This is a genomic window from Millisia brevis NBRC 105863 (assembly GCF_001552615.1).
GTDB classification, from domain to species: Bacteria; Actinomycetota; Actinomycetes; order Mycobacteriales; family Mycobacteriaceae; genus Millisia; species Millisia brevis.
Genome location: NZ_BCRN01000014.1, coordinates 1 through 20,792 on the forward strand (window position 1 = coordinate 1; position 20,792 = coordinate 20,792).

Sequence of the window (20,792 nt, forward strand, 5' to 3'; positions counted from 1 at the left end):
GGCGAGGCTATGGCGTATGCGGCGCACGCGAAAGCTCTCAGCGAACTTGGGAACCGCGAAGATCCGATGCAGTCATTCGCCGCAGCAGTGGAGGCGCTTCGTCGGGCACGGGTCGAGGTCGTGGATCCCGGCCGGCGTGCCGACCACGACTTCGCGCTGCGCGACGTCACCACAACGTTGCTGACCGTCGGGGCCGCGGTTGGTGGTGCCGTCGCCGAGCGGGCGTGCTCCAATCTTCTGCTCGACTCGGCACCATTGGGGTTGCGGGCGGACCTCACGGCTCGTTCGCCGGGTCCCGCCATCTCCGACTTCATCTCGAGAGTCGCCGATCTTCCCCGTAGTCGCGGCATCGATACGGCCGTTCGGCGCGCCCTTCTGCAGCAGCTGTCGGCGACAGTCGCCGTGATCGGCACGCACTCCCGGGTCCCATGGTTCGACTTCTCCGACATCCGGACCAACCACCCCGATCACGCGCTGCTGGTGATCGGCGCACCGCAGCACGATGCCACACTTCCGCTTGCTTGGGCGGTGCCGACCGCGACCGGTCCCAGCTTCGTACTCGTGCCGCTGGATCAGGAGGTGGTGGACAGCCTCGACGGTCTGGGGTCCGCGATAGGCTCCGATCGCTCCGCCCCGTTGTGGGAAGAGTTGGCACGTCAGTGGCAGGTCCAGCTAACCGAGGTGCTGCTGCCGGCGGAGCTGCAACGATGGGTGATGCATCCGGGTGGCCGGCTCGCGGTCATCTTGCCGTCCGTACTGGCACACCTACCTATCGAGGCTCTGCTGATCGATGACGTACCACTCGGGGTGCGCGCAGCGGTGAGCCGGATACCCGCGCCCAATGGAGCGCCCCTCGGACCGGCGCAGTCAATGGCCGACATCAACGGCTACCTGGATCCTGCGTTTTCGTGGGCCCCCGAGAAGGCGGCGCTCGGTGCGGAGGATGCACATTGTGTTGGTGATGTGGCGCAGGTTCCCGAGTTGCTTGGCACCGACACCCTTACGCTTGTCGGCTGCCACGGAACTGCCGATACACGTCTCGACGGGGCCCTGGTGTCCACAGCAGGAGAGCGGGTCCTCGATGCGATCGATCTCCTGCGCCGACCGCTCACCGATAGTGTGGTCGTCTTCGAATCCTGCTACTCGGGCCGCTACATGGGCGAGCGAACCGGGGAGCAGTTGACGCTCGCCACCTCTGCTCTGATTGCAGGTGCGACCGCTGCGGTCGCCGGGCTATTCAGCCTCCCCGCCGACGACCACACGACCGGCATCATTGTGGCGGCGCTGATCAGAGCCGTCGCAGGGGGTGAGGACGCTGCCGAGGCGCTCCGCCAGGCACGGGAGATCTATTGGGAGAGTCGTCCCGAGCGCGTCCGACGCCCTGGAGGGGAGTCGGATTCGATGCCGTCCGATGCTCCGTGGGCATGGGCAGGGCTCGTAGTGTTTACGTCGTGAGTAAGGGGCGCCTGGTACGGCGCCGGTGCTGTCTGCGCACGAGAGGGCCACAGGTCCGCACGGTGGAAGTCGACCCCGGGACGTCGCGTACCGGCCTAATGGAATCTCAGAAGCACAGGTCCCGAATCGCGTGCAGGTCGATTCCGTGGTGAGTGCAGATCGTGGGGTGTTCTCGCCGGTGAAGCCGGTGCGGCTGTTCGATCGTCAGACGTCGATGCAGGTCACATCTCCGGCCAATCGTGTTCGAGTCCGGTCAGAATGAACTCGACCTTGGTGTCCATCGCCGACCGGGTTGCCCAGGATTCCTCCGGGCGAAATGCGCCGTCTGCCTCACCGACGGCGCCGCGAACCCGGTCGAGTCCGCTGGTGCCGCTGTCATCGACGGCCCGCATGCTGTCGACACCCAGGTGTGACGCGAAGACGGTGTCACCGATGAAGTCGAGGGCGAACATCGCCTGCCGCGGCGTCCTGCCCTGCGCGGCAAGGTTGTCCGCGTAGGCGGCGAAGACGTGGGCGATCCGGGTGGGCGCAATCGGGAAGGCGTACACCAGGCGGCTCAGCCCTGGATAGTCCTCGCAGACGCGCCAGCATTCGTCGGCCCACAGCCGCAATGTGCTGCGCCAGTGCATATCCGGCTGAGGGAGGGCGATCGACGCGCCGGCGGCGTCCAGGCAGGCGATCACCAGGTCCTCCCGCGAGGGGAACAGCCGGTAGATCGCGGTGGTGACCACGCCGAGGCGTTCGGCCACCGCGGCGAGGGTGAAGCGGTCGATGCCCTCGGCCACGGCGGCGCCCACCACCTCGGCGGCGGTGAAGGCCGGTTTGCGTCCGACCTTGCGGCCACCCCGCACCGCGCCACCCCGACTCGCGCCGCCACGTGCCGCCACCGAGTCGCTCACCGCATCAACCCTTCGCGTCGGCCAATTGCCACCCCTGTGCCTGGTGCAGGCGCTCCCAGAATCGCGCATAGGTGCCGCCCGCGGCGACCAACTCGCCGTGCGTACCCTGCGCTTCGACACCGCCGTCGTCGTCCAGGGACACGATCAGGTCGGCGGCGGCGATGGTGTCGAGCCGGTGCGCGATGATCAGAATGGTTGCCTGCCTGCGCAACTGTTCCACCGCGGCGACGATATTCGCTTCGTTCTCCACGTCGAGCGCCGAGGTGGCCTCGTCGAGCAGCACGATCGGCGACCGCTTGAGCAACGCCCGGGCGATCGCAACCCGTTGGCGTTCGCCACCGGAGAGGGCGCGCCCGCCTTCGCCGACCCGCGACTGCCACCCGTCGGGCAGCCGCTCGGCGATCTCGGTGACACCGGCCAGATCGGCGGCCCGCCGAATCTCCTCGGGACTCGCGTCCTCCCGGCCGACGGCCACATTGGTCTCCAGGGTGTCGTCGAAGAGGTAGACGTCCTGGAAGACCATCGACAGCTGACTCATCAACTGTTCGGTCGTTTGCTCGGTGACCGGCACGCCGCCGACCTTCACCGTTCCCGAATCGGCGTCGTGGAAGCGACTGATCAGCCGAGCGATCGTCGTCTTTCCGCTGCCGGACGGCCCGACCAGGGCGACCATCGCCCCCGCCGGAACCGACAGCGAGACCCCGCGCAGCACCGGTTCGGCGTTCGGTGAATATGCGAAGGTGACGTCTTCCAGTTCGACGGTTCCCGGTGCGGACAGCTCGGCCGCGGATGTCGGCTCGGGCAGCGGCTCGGCCGTGAGCACCTCGTCGATCGCGTCCAGTAGCGGCCGTCGCGATTCGAGACCCATCGCGCTTTCGGTGATGGTCGACAGCGTCGACGAAAAGCGCAGGGCCAGGCCGATGAACGCCAACGCCGGGATCGGCTCCAGGGTGCCGGCCACGGCGAGGGAGCCGGTGACGGTGATCAGCGCGACGATGACACCCTGAGTGGCGGCACCGCTGAGCAACAACCCGACGGTCTCGATCCACTGGGCGCGGGTCTTCGCGGCCCGGGTGTCCTCCAACGCCGCCGCCAGCGGCGGGAAGTTGTCGCTGCGACCGCAGGAGCGCAGGGCGCCCTGGCACTGCGCGAACTCGACGATGCGGTTCGCCAGGTTGACCTCCTCCGGCTCGTGAATGGCGCTGCCCCGCCGCATCAGATGGGTGGAGGCCAGGGTGATCAGGACGAAGACCGGGATCGAGACGGTCAGCACCAGACCCAGCAACGGGTTCCAGAACCACGCGGCGATCACGATGGTCAAAGCGGCGGTCACGCGGCTGACCAGCGGCCCCATCATGTGCGCAAAGATCTCGCCGGACATCATCAGTTCCGACGAGACCATCCGCGACAGGCGTCCGGCCAACGGTCGAGCGAACCAGCCGAGCGGCTGCTTGGCCACCTGGTCACCGACCAGACGGTGGATGCTGTTGAGGAAGTCCAGTGCGACGGCGTAGGTGCGCTGCTGTTGCAGGTAGTACAGGCCGAAGCTGGCGACGGCGAGTATCGCGAGCACCCATAGCCAGCCGCCGATGGTCAACCCCCACACGGGCTCACCGGATGCGAGCGAACTGATCGCGGGCAGCAGCGCCGCCAGGGCGAGGCCCTCGGCCAGGCCGGTGACGGCGGCGATCCCGAGGGCCGGACCCAGCCGTTCGGGCCGAGAGGTCATGCGCCGCAGGCGCGGAACGATATCGATCAGAGGCAGATTCATGCGTCCACTCCTCGATTCGCAGGTGCCGTCGTCGATGTCCACAGATGCGCATAGCCGGGGTGATCACGCAACTGGTCGTGGGTCCCGGTGGCGACGACGCGGCCGTGGTCGACCAGCACGATCTGGTCGGCGCCCGCGACCACCTCCGCGCGGTGGCCGATCAACAGAACCGTCTTGCCCCGCGCCAGATCCGACAACGCCTGCTGGATCTGATGTTGTGATTCCGGATCGGTCAATGCGGTCGCCTCGTCCAGGATGAGCACCGGGGCGTCGACCAGGATCGCGCGCGCGATCGCGATGCGCTGCGCCTGACCGCCCGACAATCCGGTATCGGCTCCGTAGACCGTGTCGAATCCGCCTGGCAGTGCCTCGATCTCGTCGAGAATCCGGGCGGTGCGCGCCGCCTCGCGGACCTGTTCATCGGTTGCGTCGGGGCGGCCCAGGGCGATGTTGTCGCGGATGCTGATCGAGGGCAGTTGCGGATCCTGCAGCACGAAGCCGACGTGCGCGTACAGTTCGCCGATCCGGTCGATCGGGACACCGCCGATGCGGATCCGTCCGCGCAGTGGATCGTCGAAGCGGGCGAGCAGGGTGGCGATGGTCGATTTCCCGGACCCGGACGGACCGATCAGCGCCGTGATGGTGCCCTCGCGCAGGGTGAAGGACACGTCGTCGAGGGCGAGTTCGGCATCGGTGCCCGTGCGGTAGGAGTAGCTGACGCCGTCGAAGACGACGTCGTGCCCGTTCGGAGTCAACTGCTCGGAGGTGTCGGGGAGGATCGGCGTTTCCAGAAGGTCGGTGAGACGCCGAGCGGAGGCGCCGGCCATCTGCTGGGCCCACATCGAGTTCATCAGAACCTCGAGGCCGTACGGAATGAGCAGAGCGATCAGCGAAGTCGCCAGCACGTCCGCCGCGGTGACCCAGCCGCGATCGACCATCCACGCACCGCCGCCGATGTTGACCAGCAGGATCAGCGGCACCGCGAGCAGGGAGTTACCCAGCGCGCTCACCGTGATCAACGGCCGCACCCAGTCGTAGTAGAAACTCTGGAACTCCTCGGCGGCATCCTGATACGCGCCGTGTGCGCGGCCGACCCGTCCGAAGGCTTTCACCACGGTGATCCCGGTGACGAACTCGACCATGCGGGCCGAGACGACGCCCAACTTCGCGTCCATCTGCACGGTCTTGGCGCCCATGCCACGCATCGACAGCGCCATCGCCGCGACGTACAACGGAAGTGTCGCGATCGCGAGAAGTCCGAGCCGCCAATCGATGACGAAGGCATAGACCATCAGCGCCACCGGCATCACGATCGCGTTGGTTGCCTCGACCGGCCGGTGTGCGATCAGGTTGTGGATCGTGCCGATGTCGTCCTGCAAGGCCTTGCGCACGCGTCCGGAGTTGGTCGAGGTGAACCACACGAGCGGCACCCGCGAGAAGCGTTGCACCATGCGCCCGCGGATCAGATGGCCGAGTTTGATGTCGGCCAGGTGGGTGATCAGCAGAGCCAGGAAGTAGACCGCGAGCCGAAGGGCGAAGGCGATCAACAGGATACGCAACCACCGGTCGACCTCGTCACCATCGACGCCGGTGCCCGTTCGCGCCGCGGCGAGAAGCAGGTCTCCGATCTGTACGAGCGCGACATACGGAACCACTGCCAGGCCGGCCGAGACCACGGCCAGCAGGCGGCCGAGGGTGAGGTTCCACGCGACCGGCCGCATCAGATTCTTCAGCGCGACCGCATCGGCCTTCTGCTGAGCTTTCGGGTCGACGGGATCGTCGTCGGGTGTGGCCCCCGTAGTGGCGTCGGTCGGCGCCTCCGTCGTGGTCAAATCTCTCCTCGGTCGATCCATAGCCGAAGGGCCATTGGTCGGGAAGCTAAGGCTATCCATAATCAATGATGAATGACGTTCAGATTAGAGGCGGTGGGAAGACGGCACAAGTCCTCCGCGACGGCCGACCACACGATCGCGCGGGTGCTCGAGGGGCGGATTCGGAAGGGACGGCCGATTCTTCGAGATTCCTTGGAACCACCGGAGTGAGGTGAGGCTAAACGTCCCGGCTCTGAGAGCGGTGCACCGTGTTGGCGAACTATCTGATCGGCTTTCGAGAGGGTCTCGAGGCGGCGTTGATCGTCGGGATCCTGGTGGCCTACGTCATCCGGGTGGGTCGCCGCGACCTGTTGCCGGGTATCTGGTTCGGCGTCGGTATCGCGGTCGCGCTGTCCTTCGGCTTCGGCGCCGCGCTCACCTGGGGACCGTACGGGCTGACCTTCCAGGCGCAGGAGACGATCGGCGGCGTGCTCTCGCTGATCGCCGTCGGCTTCGCCACCTGGATGGTGTTCTGGATGGGCGCGACCGCCCGCACGCTCAAGGGTGATCTCGAAGGGCGGATGGCGCGGGCCGTGCAGGGCGCCGGGTGGGCGATCGTCCTGTTGGCATTTCTGAGCGTCATCCGCGAGGGCCTGGAGGCCTCGCTCTTCGTCTGGGCCACCGTCAATTCCGCCGCGGACGGGTGGTTTCCCCTCATCGGCGCGCTGCTCGGGATCGCCACCGCCGTCGGGCTGGGGGTACTGCTCTTCCGCGGCGTCGTGCGGATCAACCTCGCGGTCTTCTTCCGGTGGAGCGGAGCGTTCCTGATCCTGGTCGCCGCCGGCGTCCTCGCCTACGGCATCGGCGAATTGCAGAACGTCGGGCTGCTGCCGGGAGCCGGTCGCATCGCCTACAACATCGCCGACGTCGTCCCGCCGACGAGTTGGTACGGCACGGTCGCCCAGGGCATCGTCAACTTCAACGCCGCCCCCACCGTGCTGCAGGTGGCGTCCTGGTTGCTCTTCGTCGCGGTCGTCGGGGTGCTGTACGCGCGCCGACAATGGCCGACCCGAAGGGCGCCGAGCGCGGCGGGCACCGTCCGCGTCGACTCGCAGGAGCGCACCGCATGAAGCGCCGACTGCCGGTGGTCGTCGCCGCCCTGCCGCTGACCATGGCCTCGCTGCTGACCGGATGTGGTGCCTTCGTGGCGAATACCCCCGGCGGCGGCGACGCCGCGGCCCCCACGGTTGTTGTCACCGACGACGCCTGCGATGTCTCCACCGACTCGGCCCCCAGCGGAACGGTCACCTTCTCGGTCACCAACTCCGGAAGCCGGCTCAACGAATTCGAAATCCTGGCCGAGGATCAGCTGCGGATCGTGGGGGAGAAGGAAAACCTCGGCCCCGGCGTCTCCTCGGAACTGGTCGTCCAACTCGCCCCCGGCACCTACTTCACCGCCTGCAAGCCCGGCATGGTCGGCGACCCGGTCCACCTCGCCGCCTTCACCGTCACCCCCGCCGGCGACGGCTCCGCCGCCACGGCCGATCCCTTCCTCGGCCAGGCCGTGCAGGATGCGGAGGCCAACTACCTCGGCTACGTGCGCGACCAGGCCGGACGGCTGTTGACCGCGACGCAGACGTTCGCGGCGGCTTTCGCGGCCGGCGACACCGCGACCGCGCGGGACCTCTACCCCCGGACCCGGGCGTTCTTCGAGCGGATCGAACCGACCGCGGAATCGTTCGGCGACCTCGATCCGCTGCTCGACCGCCGCGAGGCCGACCTGCAGCCGGGCGAGGTGTGGAGCGGCTGGCACCTGATCGAAAAGGACCTCTGGGCGCCGGCCGGGTACACCCCGATGTCGGCCCCGCAGCGCGCCGCCGCGGCCGCCGACCTGGTGACCAATACCCAGAGCCTCTACAACCTGGTCTACGAGCCGTCGTTCACCCTGAGCCTCGACGCGATCGGCAACGGCGCGGCCGGCCTGCTCGAGGAGGTGGCCCGCACCAAGGTCACCGGCGAGGAGGAGGTCTTCTCGCATACCGATCTCTGGGACTTCCAGGCGAACGTCGAGGGCGCCCGGGTCGCCTACGGCACGGTCAGGGACATCCTGGCCGCCAAGGGCAACGCCGGCACCGCCCTCATCGCCCGGATCGAACCGTCCCTCGACGCGATCACCGCCGAACTGGCCGGCTACGGCTCGATCGACGGCGGATTCCCGAGCTACGACACGATCGACGACGCGCAACGGCGGACCCTGTCCAATCACGTGAACGCCCTGTCGGAACCGCTGTCCCGGCTGACCGGAGTGCTCGTGGGCTGAACCGATTGCCGGCACTCTGAGAACGGCCCACCCACCCGATGTGGCAACCGAGCGGAGGACCCGTGGCAGCACCCGCGTCGCCCCGACTGCTGCTGGTCGAGGACGATCCGCGACTCGGCCCGATCATGGTCGACTACCTGTCGGATACCTACGCGGTGACCCACTGCGCGGACGGGGAGTCGGGGCTGAGCGCCGCCATCGAGGAGCCCTTCGCCGTGATGGTCGTCGACCGCCGACTGCCCGGCCGGGACGGCATCGATCTGGTGCGGGCGGTGCGGCGCGCCCGGATCGCCACGCCGATCCTCATCCTCACCGCCCTGGGCACCGTGCCGGACAAGGTGGTGGGGCTGGACGCGGGAGCGAACGACTACCTGGTCAAACCGTTCGAGTTCGACGAGCTGCTCGCCCGGCTGCGGGCGTTGCTGCGCACGTACGACGACGAACGGTCCATCCCGGTTGGGACCTGGGACTTCTATCCGGAGAGCCGCTGCATCTACTCGCCGTACATGGGACCGGTCGTGCTCACCCCGAAGGAGAACGAACTGCTCGCGCTGCTCGCCGGCTCACCGCACCGCACCTTCTCGCGCGAGCGGATCGTCGACGCCGTCTTCTCCGGCTCCGAGCAGTCCGGCACCGTCGACACCTATGTGCACTATCTGCGCCGCAAGACCGAGCCCGGCATCATCGTGACCGTTCGCGGGCAGGGGTACCGGCTGGGGGCGCTGTGAGCGGTGACCTCGACACCGATGCCCGCTCCGTCCGGCGCGCGGCCCGGGTGGTCAGCGTGCAGATCACGGTCGCGTCGTGCCTGCTGGTGCTGGCGATCGTCGTCGTCGCGATCCTGGTGGTCATCGATCAGTCGCGACCGGAGGAGTTGCTCGAACCCCGCGACCCGGGACAGAGCATCTACGTCGACGTCAACGAGATCCTGACCGCGCTCGTGATCGCCGGCGTCCTGGCGATCTGCTTCGCCGGAGTCGTCAGTTGGCTGATCGCCCGTCGTGCGGTGCACCCCCTCGGTGAGGCCCTACGGGTGCAGCGCGCCTTCGTCGCCGATGCGAGCCACGAGCTGCGGACTCCGCTGGCTGTACTCGACGCGCGTATTCAGTTGCTGCAGCACCGCGCCCCGCCGCAGTCCGATGTCGCCGCGGGGTTGGGCGAACTGCGCGCCGACTCGCGCGCCCTGATCGAGATCGTCAATGATCTGCTGCTCGCGGCCGGCGGCGATCCCGGCGACCCGGCGGCGGCACCCACCGACGCCATCGCTGCGGCCGACAGCGCCGTCGACGCGCTGCGGGTGCTTGCCGACGCGCGGGATATCCGCCTGGTGTTCGAACACGGCGACGCGGCGCCGGTACGGATGCCGGAGGCGAGCTTCCGACGCTGTGTGACCGCACTGGTCGACAATGCGATCGCCCACTCCAACGACGGAGCCGACGTCGTCGTCCGGGTGCTGGTCGAGGGTGGCTACGTCACCCTGCGGGTCGTCGACCACGGAAGCGGCATTCGGGGCATTCCACCGAGCCGCATTTTCGATCGCTTCGCCCACACCGACGCGTCGGCGGCGTCGAGCGGCGTGCGGCGCACCGGATTCGGCATCGGCCTCGCCCTGGTCCGCGACCTCGCGGTGCGGCACGGCGGCGACGTCACGGTCACCGACACCTCCGAGCGGGGCACCACCATCGTTCTGCGTCTTCCCGTCGCTGCCTGACCCCCGGCGGTGACTGCCGCATCACACCGAGGCCCGGGAGGCGGCCTTCTTCGACGTTTCTTGGAGACTGCGGCGCAGTATCGGAGATGACCGAAGGGAAGTCCAACCGATGTACACGGCTCTCGCGCTCACCGCCGCCTCCGCCAATCCGCTCGATCCGACCGCGCTGCTGCACAGCTTCGGATCCTGGGCCCTGGCCGGCATCGCCGTGGTGGTGTTCATCGAGTCCGGTGTCCTGTTCCCTTTCCTCCCCGGCGACTCGCTGCTCGTCACCGCCGCGATCCTCGCCCCGGCGCTCGGGCTCTCGTCGCCGACCATCGCGATCGTCGCCACGCTCGCGGCGATCGCCGGCGATCAGGTGGGCTACACCCTGGGGCGCCGCTTCGGACGCCGGCTCTTCACCCCCGACGCCCGGGTGCTGAAAACGTCGCGACTCGAGGAGGCGGAGCGGTTCTTCGAACGCTACGGGCCCGCCGCGCTGGTGCTCGGCCGGTTCGTACCGGTCGTGCGCACCTATGTGCCGCTCGCGGCCGGTACCGCCGGCCTGCACTATCCGCGATTCCTGATGTGGAACGCCCTCGGCGGCAGCCTCTGGGCGTGCGGAATGGTCGCCGCCGGCGTCTTCCTGGGCGGTATTCCACTGGTCGCCAACCATATCGACGTGCTGATGATCGTCATCGTCGCCGTCTCGGTTCTGCCGATCGTGATCAACATCCTGCTGCGTCGGCGACGCGGACACACGACGGTTGCGAGCGATCTGAGCCGGTGAGGGCCGGCCCTCCCGACGCGGATAGTTGATTACAGTCGGGTTTCTGGCCGATGGGCGACGCGCGGAGTTGTGTTAAGTCGCGTGAAAAGGCGGTAAATCAGCGGGCTTCGAGTTGTGGGCATGGCCGATTTCGAGAAAAGCTGACTGTAGTCAAGATTTCGGATCAGCTCCTCGGAAGGAACCGTCATGACCGATCCAGTAGGGGATTCCTCACTGTCGTTTCTCTATCTCGATGAAGCCGCCATGATCGAGGCAGGGGCCACCGACATCGCCGCGTGCATCGACGTCATGGAGGAGACCTTTGTTCTCCTGCGCGACGGCGACTTTCGCATGGCCGGCGCCAATGGCTCCTCCCACGGCGCGATGATCGAATTTCCGCAGAACCCGACGTTTCCCGGAATGCCCGCCGACGGACCGGACCGCCGCTTCATGGCGATGCCCGCCTACCTCGGCGGGCGTTTCCAGATGACCGGCATGAAGTGGTACGGGTCGAATGTGGACAACCGCGAGCACGGACTGCCGCGCTCGCTGCATCTGGTCGTCCTGAACGACAAGGACACCGGCGCTCCGCTCGCCCTGATGGCCGGCAACCTGATCAGTGCCTACCGCACGGCGGCCGTGCCGGGGCTCGGCGTCAAGCATCTCGCCGCCCGGGATGCGACCACGGTGGCGGTGATCGGCCCGGGTGTCATGGCCAAGACCACGGTCGAGGCGATTCTGGCGGTGCGGCCGGGTGTGCACACCCTGAAGATCAAGGGGCGCAGCCGCGCTTCGATCGACAGCTTCCGCGAGTACTTCACCGCCACGTACCCGCAGATCACCACGATCGAGGTCGTCGACAGCATCGAGGCGGCGATCGAGGACGCCGACGTGATCATCTCGGCCGTCACCACCGGCAGCGGTGGGCCCACGACGTTCCCGCACTATCGCGAGGAGTGGATCAAGCCGGGCGCGATCGTACTCTGTCTGGCCGCAGCGCATTTCGACGACGACTTCCTGATCGAACGGGCCCGCAATGTCGTCGACAGCCACGGGCTCTACGAAGCCTGGCACGAGGAATACGGCGTCACCGGCTACCAGGCCTTCGGCATCATCGGCTGCCATATGTACGACCTCGCGCACGCGGGCCGCCTCGACCTGTCGACGATCGAGCAGATCGCGGACATCGCACAGGCGGAGGGACCGAAACGACGCAGCGAGGACGAGATCATCGTCTACTCGGTCGGCGGCATGCCGGTCGAGGATGTCGCCTGGGGCACAACGGTATACCGCAACGCTCTGGAACGGGGAATCGGACAACGGCTGCGCTACTGGGACAGTCCGACGCTGGTCTGATTCGACCGCGACCGTCGAATACGGAAGGGCAGGAGGTTACCGTGATGAAGCAGGTGGACATCGTCGTGATCGGTGCCGGCAGCCTCGGTGCGATGGCGCTGTGGCAACTCGGCCACCGATCCGATCTGCGGGTGCTCGGTATCGAGCGATACGGCCCGGTCAATAGGCACGGCTCGTACGCCGGCGAATCCCGGCTGTTCCGCACCGCCGTCAAGGAGGGGCGGATCTTCAACGACCTCGCCGACCGCTCGGTGGGGCTGTGGCAGGACCTGGAGGAGCGGACGGGTCGCTCGATCCGGCTGCCCTGCGGGGCCTTGAGTATCGGCCCACCCGACATCGCACCGATGGCCGCCACCGCGCGGGTGATCGACGAGTTCGGCATACCGCATCGGATGCTCGACGAACGGCAGTTGCGCGACGAGTACCCGCAATTCGCCATCGACGCGGGGGATATCGGCATCCTCGACATTCGCGGTGGGGCGCTGCGGCCCGAGGTGGCCGTCTTCTCCGCGCTCCAGGTCGCCGAGGAGCATGGCGTTGACATGTGGTACGGGACAGAGGTTGTCGATATCGCTCCCGAGGAGACCGGCGTCGTGGTGACCACGGGGACCACGACGGTGCGGGCCGATCGGGTGATCGTCACCGCCGGCTCGTGGACGACCGAGCTGCTCCCCGAATTGGCCGGGCTGATCGACGTTCGGCCGATCGGGCTGACCTGGGCGATGCCCACGGACATCGCCCGGTACACACCGGAGTATCTGCCGGTGTTCCTGCGGGATCGGGTCGAGCCGGACGGCTCGATCGTCCACTGGTTCGGCACCCCGACCCTCGACGGGTACAGCATCAAGATCGGCCTGTATCCGGAACGGTGGGATGTCGTATCGGCCGTGTCGGACGTCCCGAAGGCCTATACCGAGGAGCGGCTCGACGAGATCGGGCCGCGCTTGGTCGAGTGCATGCCGGGGCTGATGGGTGCGCCGGTGCGCGCGTCGGTGCACCACGACGGCTATACCGGCAACGCGGTGCCCGTCGTCGAACGGTTCGGGGGAGGCCGGGTCATCGTCGCCGCCGGCCTGTCGGGCAACGGGTTCAAGTTCGCACCCGCCTACGGGCTGATGCTTGCCCAGCTGGCCATCGGCGACGAATCGGATCTGCTGCGACCGGAGTTTGCCGCCGACCGACATCCGGAGCGCGGCCCCGTCGCGGGATGACCGCCGCCCGGGTTCGCCGGCTCGGGGTGTTCCGGCCGACCGTTGCGTGGCGAAGGTTGCGGCGCTGACGTACGCGGGCGGCAGGTCAGGGGCCGGGGGTGGCGATCACGGTGGCGAGGTAGGCGCGGGTGGCCCGCTTCGCCCGATCGACGAGGACCGGGTCCGGAGTGGCAGCGCGTCCGTCGACGTGCGCGAACCGGGTGAGGCGATCGGCGATCTCCACCAGCACCAGCAGGTCGTTGTCGTCGCCGAGGAAGGTCATGCCCAGCTGCTCGACCGTCTCGCGCACGAGCAGGCCCAGGTAGCGGTTGGCTTCGAGTTCGGTGATCCGGACCGGCGTCGGCAGTTGGTGGACCATCCACAACATCCGGGCCGACGGCGCCTCGAAGAATCGCACGATCGCGTCGACGAGACGGTCGGCGGCGTCCTGCCACACGGCGCTCGGCTGCGCGAACTCCCGATCGCCGACACCGTAGATCCGTCGGATGCCCAACTGCCGCAGACACTGGACGACCGCTTCGGAGTTCTCGAAGTAGCTGTAGAAGGTGCCGGTGGGCATCCCGGCCCGTTCGGCGATCAGGTGCGGACCGTGCAGGACCGCCTCGAGGCCCTGCTCCTCGAGGACCGCCTGGGCCGCCTGCAGGACATCCAGTACGCGTTGCCAACTGCGCGACTGTTCGGGCGTGCGCCGCAGCAGCGGAAGCAGCGACGCGCGCTCGTCGTCGCCGAGGCGATCGGAGACCACCCGCTGGGCCGGTGCCTCCGTCGGTTCCGCCGCACACATGGCGCTCATGCTAACCCCGGCCCCGGACGCCGAATAGTCGATTACAGCCGGGTTCGTCGGGTGTGACCAGGGTCCCCTCGTCGTGTTACGTCCGGTGACAAGGATGTAAACCCAGTCATCTCGGCTTGTGCCGGACGAATCGGACATTGAAACTTGACCACGGTCAATATTCGACAACCGCTGCCGGCGCCGATCACGAGGAAGCAGACACCATCACCGGCACCGCGGCCGTTGGTCGCGCGTATTGACCCGGATGAAGCCGCCATGATCGAGGCGGGGGACCGATCGCTGCGCAGCGAAATCCGTCCACCGCCGTACTCTTCACCTCGAACGGAAACTCAATGCCTGCAGCTGATCTCGCATGGATGCTGGCCGCTTTCGGCCTGGTCCTGCTGATGTTCCCCGGGCTGGCGCTGTTCTACAGCGGCATGCTCAACGGTCGTAGCGTCCTGAACATGTTCATGATGGTCCTCGGGGCCGCGGCGGTCACGAGCGTGCTGTACGTGCTGTTCGTGCACGGCATGGTCGTCGGCAACTCGGTCGGCGGCTGGGGAATCATCGGTAATCCGTTGGAATTCCTCGGCTTCCACGACTTCATGACCGACTCCGGCGAGGGCGACATCATCGGCGCCGACGCCTTCTGGGGTGCCTTCTACCTTCTCTTCGCCGCGATCAGCATCGGCATCGTCGCCTCGGGCGCGGCCGGTCGCATGAAGTTCGGTGCGTGGCTGGTCTTCTCGGGCCTGTGGATCATCCTGGTCTACGCACCCCTCGCGCACTGGGTCTTCACCTTCAGCGACCCGGACGCCGGCTACGTCGGCGGTTGGATGCGCAATGTCCTCGGTCTGCACGACTATGCCGGCGGCACCGCGGTGCACATGAACGCCGGTGCCTCGGCCGTCGCGCTCGCCCTGGTGCTCGGACCCCGCACGGCCCCCGTCGGCCGCCCGCACAGCCTGCCCCTGGTCCTCATCGGTGGCGGCATCCTGTTCTTCGGCTGGATCGGCTTCAACGGCGGTACCGCCGGCGGCGCCAACTTCCTGGCCAACTACGTCGTGCTGACCACGCTGCTCGCCGGCTTCGCGGGCATCCTCGGCTACGTTCTCGTCGAGCGGATCCGCCGCGGATACTCCACCGTCCTGGGCCTGGTCACCGGCATGATCTCCGGCCTGGTGGGCATCACCCCGTCGGCCGACGCGGTCAGCCCCATCGGCGCGATCGCGGTCGGCTTCCTGTCCGCCGCGGTGGTCGCTCTGATCATCACCTGGAAGGAGCGCGCCAAGATCGACGACTCGCTGGACGCGTTCTCGGTGCACGGCATCGGCGGCATCGTCGGTGCGCTGTTCGTGGTCTTCTTCGGTGCCGCCGCGGCTCCGGGCGGGGTCCAGGGCGTCTTCTTCGGCGGTGACTGGGCGCTGCTCGGCAAGGAACTGGTGGCGATCGCGGTCACGCTGATCTATGCCTTCGGCGTCACCTGGTTGATCGCGACGGTCATGAACCGGATCTCGCCGATTCGCGTCAGCGACGAGGTGGAGAGTGCGGGTCTCGACGCGAGCCTGCACGCCGAGACCGCCTACGACCTCAGCCCGCGCTGACCTGTCGTTCGACCCGACAGTCTTTCGACCCGGCAGTCTTTCGACCCGACACCGACGCGTGCGGCACCGTTTCGATCCGGTGCCGCACGCGTTCGGCGTTGTCGGGGTCGGGCCGATGCGCCGGCGGCTTACTCGCGCATGATCAGGCAGGTCGTCACCGCGTGCGCGATCGTCCGCTCGGCGGCGTCGACGATGCGTCCCTCGGCTGTGGCCGTGCGCCGGCCGATCGTGATCACGGTGCCGGTGCAGGTCAACCGGCCCGCGGCGAGCGTCGCCGCCCGGGTGAACTTGATCGTCAGGTCGAGCGAGGTGTAGCGGGCACCGGCCGGCAGCTTGGTGTGCACGGCGCAGCCGAGGGCGGTATCGGCGAGCGTCGAGAGGATGCCGCCGTGGACCGATCCGATCGGGTTGTAGTGCCACTCCTGCGGGGCCAGCTCGAAGGTCGCCCAGCCGTCGCCGACCGCGACCGGTTCGATGCCGGTGGTGGACGCGACCGGCGCCGCCGGATACTCGCCGCTGCCGATCTTGTTGAGGAACTCCAGGCCGGACTCCCCGGCTGCGGCCGTCGCCAGCACGGTCGGATCCGCCCAGGTGTAGGTGCGCGCTCGGGCGGTGTCGGTCACGGCGCGACTCGCTGCAGCTGCGGATAGAGCGCCTCGAGCGGTCCGGCGAGCCCGGCCTTGAGTCCGCGGCTGACCTCGTCGACCAGGATCTCGTAGTCGCCGCGCTCGATGCCCTCGTAGGCCGCGCGCACCACGTCCGCCGGATCGAGCTTCGGCGCATCCGTTCCGCTGGTCATCGGGGTGTCGGCGTAGCCGAGGTGCAGCGAGGCGACGTGGATGCCCTCGGGGACCAGCGTGGCGCGCTGGGTATTGGTCGCCGACCACAGCGCCGCCTTGGTCGCGCTGTAGGCGTCGCCCATGCCGTGCCAGCTCAGCGCCGACAGGACGTTGAGGATCACCCCACCCGTCGGCAGAACCGGACGAAAGCCGTTGGTCACCTGCAGGGCGCCCCAGAAGTTGGTCTCGAACAGCTCGCGCGCTCCGGTCAGGTCGCCCAGCACGCTCGAACCGTTGACCGCGCCCGCGTTGTTGATCAGCACGGTGACGTCCCCCGCGGCCGCCACCGCTTCGGCGATCGAATCGAGCGAGGTCACGTCGAGACGCAGCGGAACGATTCGCTCGTCGTCCCAGTCCCGTGGGGTGCGTGCGGCCGCGTAGACCTTGGCCGCACCGCGGTCGAGTGCCTGACGAACGAAGTGGGCGCCGAGACCACCGTTGGCGCCGGTGACCAGGACCACGGAGTCGGGGAGTGAGGGCATCGCAGTGCCTTTCGGTGCGGGCGCGGGCGGAAGGGCCGCGCCGATCATCTGACTGACCTAAACACTAGCCAGACTCTCACACTGACTATCGAAAAGGCGAGCCAGGGGTACCATGCAGGGATGGTGGACGACGAAGGGGCGAACGGCGCTCGGCCGATCGTGCGTCGGCTGGGCGCCTTCGAGGAGCGCGACGACTGGTCGGCGGCCGGGTGGTGTCGCGTCGAGCGTGCGCTCGAGGTCGTCGGCACCCGCTCGGCGATGGTGCTGGTACGCGAACTCTTCTACGGCGGAACCCGTTTCGACGATCTCGCGCGCCGCGCCGGGATCAGCGAGGCGGTCGCCGCCCGCCGGCTGCGGCAGCTACTCGACGACGGGATCGTCGAACGGGTGCCCTATCGCGAGCCGGGGCAGCGCACCCGGGAGGGCTATCGGCTGACCGATCGTGGACGAGCGCTCTTCCCGATCGTCGTCGCACTGACCCGCTGGGGCGACACGTTGAAGGACGACCACCGCACCGGCCTCGAATTTGTCCACGACTCCTGCGGGGCGCCCCTCGACGTCGAGGTGCGGTGTGCCGACGGTCACGTCGTCGACCTCGCCGAGAGCGCCGTCCGCTTCACGGACGAGGAATTCGCCTTGCGCTACAAGGCCGCCCACCGCCCATAACGCGCGCGGTGCCACACTTCTGTGCACAATCTGCTGCGACGGAACGTCACGACAGCGCGTGCGAAGAGGTGTGGGATGAGCGTTCGTGCCCTGGCCCGGTCCGGGCCGCATCGGTCCGAGGTCGGCCCGGTCGAGCTGTTCTTCGACCTGGTGTACGTCTTCGCGATCATCCAGCTCTCGCACTTGTTGATCGACGACCTCACCGCGACCGGCGCCGCCCGCACGGTGGTGGTCTTCGCCGCCGTCTGGTGGGGCTGGAACTACACCGCCTGGGCGATGAACTGGCTCGATCCCGGCCGAACACCGGTACAGCTGTTCACCGGGGTGCTGATGCTCGCCGCATTGGGCATGTCGATCGCCATCCCGAACGCATTCGACAGCGCGGCATGGCTCTTCGTCGGGTGCTATCTGTTCATGGGCATCGCCCGGCCGGTGTTCATGATGGTGAGCTACCGGGGTACACAGCTGGCGACCAACTACCGGATGCTGCTGATGTGGACGCTGCTGGCCGGTGTCTTCTGGGTCATCGGCGCGGCCCTCGAACCAGAATGGCGTCTGGCGGTCTGGCTGATCGCCGTGCTGATCGACTACGCCGCGCCGCTCGCGCATTTCCGCGTCCCCGGGGTCGGGGCGGCCCCGATGCACCTATGGGACACCGATGCCGAGCATCTCGCCGAACGCAATCGGCTGGTCTTCATCATCGCGCTCGGCGAATCGATCCTGCTGATGGGCGGCTCGATCGTCTACCAGGGGCAGCTGACGACGTCGTCGGCGATCGGGCTGGTCGTCGGCTTCGCGACGCTGTTCGTCCTGTGGTGGAACTACTTCGCCGTCGCCGGTCACGACGCGCACGGCGGTGACTCGTCGACCGGCGCGCTGCGCTCGGCCTACGCCTACGCCCACGCGCTGATGGTGCTCGGCGCGATCCTGGTCGCGGTGTCGATCGAGGTGCGCCTGACCCACGAACACCTCACTCCGGCGATGATCGCGGTGACCATCGCCGGACCGGTGGTCTACCTGGCCGGCAACCTGCTGTTCCTGCGATCGAGATTCGGGGGCCTGGCGCGATCCCGGGGTGCCGCTGCGGTGGTGTTGATCGCGATCGGCGCGGTGCTGCTGCCGATCCACGAGAACGTTCCGGTGGTGGTCGCGGGCCTGGCGGTACTCGCCGTCCTGACCGCTCTGGCGGCCTATACCGCCCACTCGCGTTCGACGGTGGTCGCCGGCCGAGCCGCGGGGTAGCTGTGGTCAGCCCGCCGTGATCCGTGGGCCGGGATCGCCGAGGTTCGGATTCGCCTGCAGGTACGCCTCGAAGACGTCGAGATCCGGTCGGCCGACCACCTCGTCGGTGCCGGAGGTGAACACCGTGAAGCCGTCACCGCCGGAGGCGAGGAAGTTGTTGGTCGCCACCGGGTAGACCGCGACGGGATTGAGCGGGGCGCCGCCGACCAGCACGCTCGCCCGATCGACCTTCGCGCCGGCGTCCGCGGCCGGGTCGTAGCGATAGGTCATCCCGGCCACGTCGAGGATCGCGACGTCCTGCGGGTCCTGCCACTGCTGCTCGAGCAGGTCGAGGATCTGCGTGCCGGTCAGCGAGACCGTGACGATCTGATTGCCGAACGGCTGGACGGTGTACGCGTCACCGAAGGTGACCTCCCCGGCGGTCAGGTCGGCCCGGACGCCGCCGGGGTTCATGAACGCGATCACCGCCTCGGCGGGGTCGGGGGCCCTGGTGGCGGCGAGCATCGCATCGGCGATCACATTGCCCAGGGGAGTGTCGCCGCCCGGGTACTCGTCGCGGGTCAGATCGACCGCGATCGAGCCGACCGGGCGGGAGGCGCGCGGGGCGGCCTCGGCGGCGTAGAAGTCGATCAGCTGCCGGGTCTCGACATCGGGGGCGACCGTGCGGGTCACCGCCCGATTGACCGCGGACGCCTGCACGCCGTCGCTCCCGAAATGCAGGGTGAGGTCGGTGATCAGCCGCCCGTAGGAGGCGGCCTGGGTGAGCGGTCGCCCGTCGACGGTGCACGCATAGAACTGGTGGGTATGCGCGCTGAGAACCGCGGTGACCGCCGGGTCGAGCCGCTGGTTGATCCCGACGATCGGGCCGTCGAGGTTGTCGCAGCTGTTGGGGTCGGCGGTGGTGCCCTCGGACGGTTCCTGCGCTCCGCCCTCGTGGATATAGGCGACGATCGCCTCCGCGCCCGCTGCCCGCATGTCCGGGACGTACCGGTTGATCGCGTCGGCCTCGTCGCCGAAGGTGTATCCGCGAATACCCTCGGGGAAGACGATGCGCGGCGTCTCGGTGGTCACCGCGCCGACCACGGCGATCCGCCGACCGTCGATCTCGAGCATCGTCCACGGCTGCAGCCCCACGGGAGGTTGCCCCTGATCGTTGGTGACATTCGCCGCCAGGTACTGGAATGCCGCCCCGGTGAAGGGCTCACCCGGCTCGCAGCCGGACGGCGCGCAGCCACCCGCCTGGAGTCGTTCGAGTTCGAGCACGCCCCGGTCGAATTCGTGATTGCCGACCGTCGAAGCCGAGACCCCCTGCATGTTCAGGAAGTCGATCGTCGGTTCGTCGGCGAACAGCGACGAGATCAGCGGGCTCGCACCGACGTTGTCGCCACCGGCGATCACGGCGCTGTTCGGATACGCCTCGCGCAGCCGCTTCAGGTGCGTGGCCAGGTAGGCGGCGCCACCGGCCTCGACGTCGCCGATCCGCCCGGTCGACCCCGACGGCGGCTCGAGGTTGCCGTGGAAGTCGTTGAAGGCGAACAGGTGCACCTCGTCGGGCCCCGCCTCGGGCAGGTCGTCGGTCGAGGGGAGCCCCGTGCCGGTGGTGCTCGACTGCGCGGAGGTGCCCGACTGCTCGGCGGCCGACTGCTCGGCGGAACCGCACGCGGGGACCAGGACCAGTATCGCGGCGGTGGCGGCCGCAAGGATTCCGTGACGTCGCACGGCACGAACACTGCCGTCTCCGCCCACCCGGGTGGTGATCGCGGGATGTCATTCGGGTGAACTCCGGCGTGCGGCATAGGTCCGACATGGAGCGCACTCCAGTAAAGACTCCGCTGCCCGCCGTCGCCGGTTCGGTTGCCCTCGCGTCGCGGTACGGTCGCCGCGTTGTGGCGTGCATCTCAT

Annotated in this window: 18 protein-coding genes; 11 read left to right on the forward strand and 7 right to left on the reverse strand. The window is 68.2% G+C overall.

The window, feature by feature from the left end; genetic code table 11:
- Positions 1-1,455 (forward strand): CHAT domain-containing protein (locus MB1_RS18040; protein ID WP_157084151.1); only part of this gene is annotated, 1,455 nt, incomplete at its 5' end.
- A gap of 221 nt (positions 1,456-1,676) precedes the next feature.
- Here MB1_RS18040 and MB1_RS18045 read toward each other — a convergent pair.
- Genes MB1_RS18045 through MB1_RS18055 form a run of 3 tightly spaced genes read right to left on the reverse strand, consistent with a single transcriptional unit; the run spans position 1,677 to position 5,978 of the window.
- Positions 1,677-2,354, reverse strand: a complete 678-nt coding sequence (locus tag MB1_RS18045) for a TetR/AcrR family transcriptional regulator (RefSeq protein ID WP_245650250.1) — start codon at positions 2,352-2,354, stop codon at positions 1,677-1,679.
- Between the two features lie 4 nt (positions 2,355-2,358).
- Positions 2,359-4,125: an ABC transporter ATP-binding protein gene (locus tag MB1_RS18050; RefSeq protein ID WP_066910546.1), complete on the reverse strand. Its 1,767-nt coding sequence runs from the start codon at positions 4,123-4,125 to the stop codon at positions 2,359-2,361.
- The gene (locus tag MB1_RS18055) at positions 4,122-5,978 is read right to left on the reverse strand and encodes an ABC transporter ATP-binding protein (protein ID WP_084352118.1); all 1,857 of its coding nucleotides are present in this window, start codon (positions 5,976-5,978) and stop codon (positions 4,122-4,124) included. The genes MB1_RS18050 and MB1_RS18055 overlap by 4 nt, the downstream gene beginning before the upstream one ends.
- A gap of 230 nt (positions 5,979-6,208) precedes the next feature.
- Here MB1_RS18055 and efeU point away from each other — a divergent pair, with 230 nt between their 5' ends.
- The 7 genes from efeU (at position 6,209) to MB1_RS18090 (ending at position 13,282) form a co-directional block, all read left to right on the forward strand.
- Positions 6,209-7,066, forward strand: a complete 858-nt coding sequence (gene efeU, locus MB1_RS25710) for an iron uptake transporter permease EfeU (RefSeq protein ID WP_218000269.1) — start codon at positions 6,209-6,211, stop codon at positions 7,064-7,066.
- On the forward strand, positions 7,063-8,256 hold the full coding sequence (gene efeO / locus MB1_RS25715) for an iron uptake system protein EfeO (protein ID WP_066910555.1): 1,194 nt from the start codon (positions 7,063-7,065) through the stop codon (positions 8,254-8,256). Before efeU ends, efeO begins: the two co-directional genes overlap by 4 nt.
- 62 nt (positions 8,257-8,318) lie before the next feature.
- Positions 8,319-8,984: a response regulator transcription factor gene (locus MB1_RS18070; RefSeq protein WP_218000270.1), complete on the forward strand. Its 666-nt coding sequence runs from the start codon at positions 8,319-8,321 to the stop codon at positions 8,982-8,984.
- Positions 8,981-9,967, forward strand: coding sequence for a sensor histidine kinase (locus MB1_RS18075; RefSeq protein ID WP_066910561.1), 987 nt, complete (start codon positions 8,981-8,983; stop codon positions 9,965-9,967). The genes MB1_RS18070 and MB1_RS18075 overlap by 4 nt, the downstream gene beginning before the upstream one ends.
- A 109-nt stretch (positions 9,968-10,076) precedes the next feature.
- Positions 10,077-10,736, forward strand: a complete 660-nt coding sequence (locus tag MB1_RS18080) for a DedA family protein (protein WP_066910564.1) — start codon at positions 10,077-10,079, stop codon at positions 10,734-10,736.
- Positions 10,737-10,922: 186 nt separating this feature from the next.
- Positions 10,923-12,071 carry a tyramine oxidase subunit B gene (locus MB1_RS18085; RefSeq protein WP_066910567.1) on the forward strand — a complete coding sequence of 383 codons (1,149 nt, stop codon included), beginning with the start codon at positions 10,923-10,925 and terminating at the stop codon, positions 12,069-12,071.
- Positions 12,072-12,115: 44 nt separating this feature from the next.
- Positions 12,116-13,282 (forward strand): FAD-dependent oxidoreductase, encoded by a 1,167-nt coding sequence (locus MB1_RS18090; RefSeq protein WP_066910569.1) that lies wholly within the window; start codon positions 12,116-12,118, stop codon positions 13,280-13,282.
- An 85-nt stretch (positions 13,283-13,367) separates the two neighbouring features.
- Here the strand turns inward: MB1_RS18090 and MB1_RS18095 are convergent, their stop codons facing one another.
- Positions 13,368-14,066, reverse strand: a complete 699-nt coding sequence (locus MB1_RS18095) for a TetR/AcrR family transcriptional regulator (RefSeq protein WP_169801697.1) — start codon at positions 14,064-14,066, stop codon at positions 13,368-13,370.
- A gap of 341 nt (positions 14,067-14,407) precedes the next feature.
- Here MB1_RS18095 and MB1_RS18100 point away from each other — a divergent pair, with 341 nt between their 5' ends.
- Positions 14,408-15,661 carry an ammonium transporter gene (locus tag MB1_RS18100; RefSeq protein WP_066910575.1) on the forward strand — a complete coding sequence of 418 codons (1,254 nt, stop codon included), beginning with the start codon at positions 14,408-14,410 and terminating at the stop codon, positions 15,659-15,661.
- Between the two features lie 128 nt (positions 15,662-15,789).
- Here the strand turns inward: MB1_RS18100 and MB1_RS18105 are convergent, their stop codons facing one another.
- On the reverse strand, positions 15,790-16,284 hold the full coding sequence (locus tag MB1_RS18105; RefSeq protein ID WP_066910578.1) for a PaaI family thioesterase: 495 nt from the start codon (positions 16,282-16,284) through the stop codon (positions 15,790-15,792).
- Positions 16,281-16,982 carry an SDR family oxidoreductase gene (locus tag MB1_RS18110; protein ID WP_066910581.1) on the reverse strand — a complete coding sequence of 234 codons (702 nt, stop codon included), beginning with the start codon at positions 16,980-16,982 and terminating at the stop codon, positions 16,281-16,283. Before MB1_RS18110 ends, MB1_RS18105 begins: the two co-directional genes overlap by 4 nt.
- Before the next feature lie 120 nt (positions 16,983-17,102).
- On the opposite strand from MB1_RS18110, the gene MB1_RS18115 reads away from it, so the two are divergent.
- Both MB1_RS18115 and MB1_RS18120 read left to right on the forward strand, forming a co-directional pair.
- The gene (locus tag MB1_RS18115; RefSeq protein ID WP_066910588.1) at positions 17,103-17,648 is read left to right on the forward strand and encodes a winged helix-turn-helix transcriptional regulator; all 546 of its coding nucleotides are present in this window, start codon (positions 17,103-17,105) and stop codon (positions 17,646-17,648) included.
- A 75-nt stretch (positions 17,649-17,723) separates the two neighbouring features.
- Positions 17,724-18,890 carry a low temperature requirement protein A gene (locus tag MB1_RS18120; protein WP_066910590.1) on the forward strand — a complete coding sequence of 389 codons (1,167 nt, stop codon included), beginning with the start codon at positions 17,724-17,726 and terminating at the stop codon, positions 18,888-18,890.
- Positions 18,891-18,896: 6 nt separating this feature from the next.
- On the opposite strand, the gene MB1_RS18125 is transcribed toward MB1_RS18120, so the two are convergent.
- Positions 18,897-20,609 (reverse strand): bifunctional metallophosphatase/5'-nucleotidase, encoded by a 1,713-nt coding sequence (locus MB1_RS18125; protein ID WP_066910886.1) that lies wholly within the window; start codon positions 20,607-20,609, stop codon positions 18,897-18,899.
- Between the last annotated feature and the right edge of the window lie 183 nt (positions 20,610-20,792).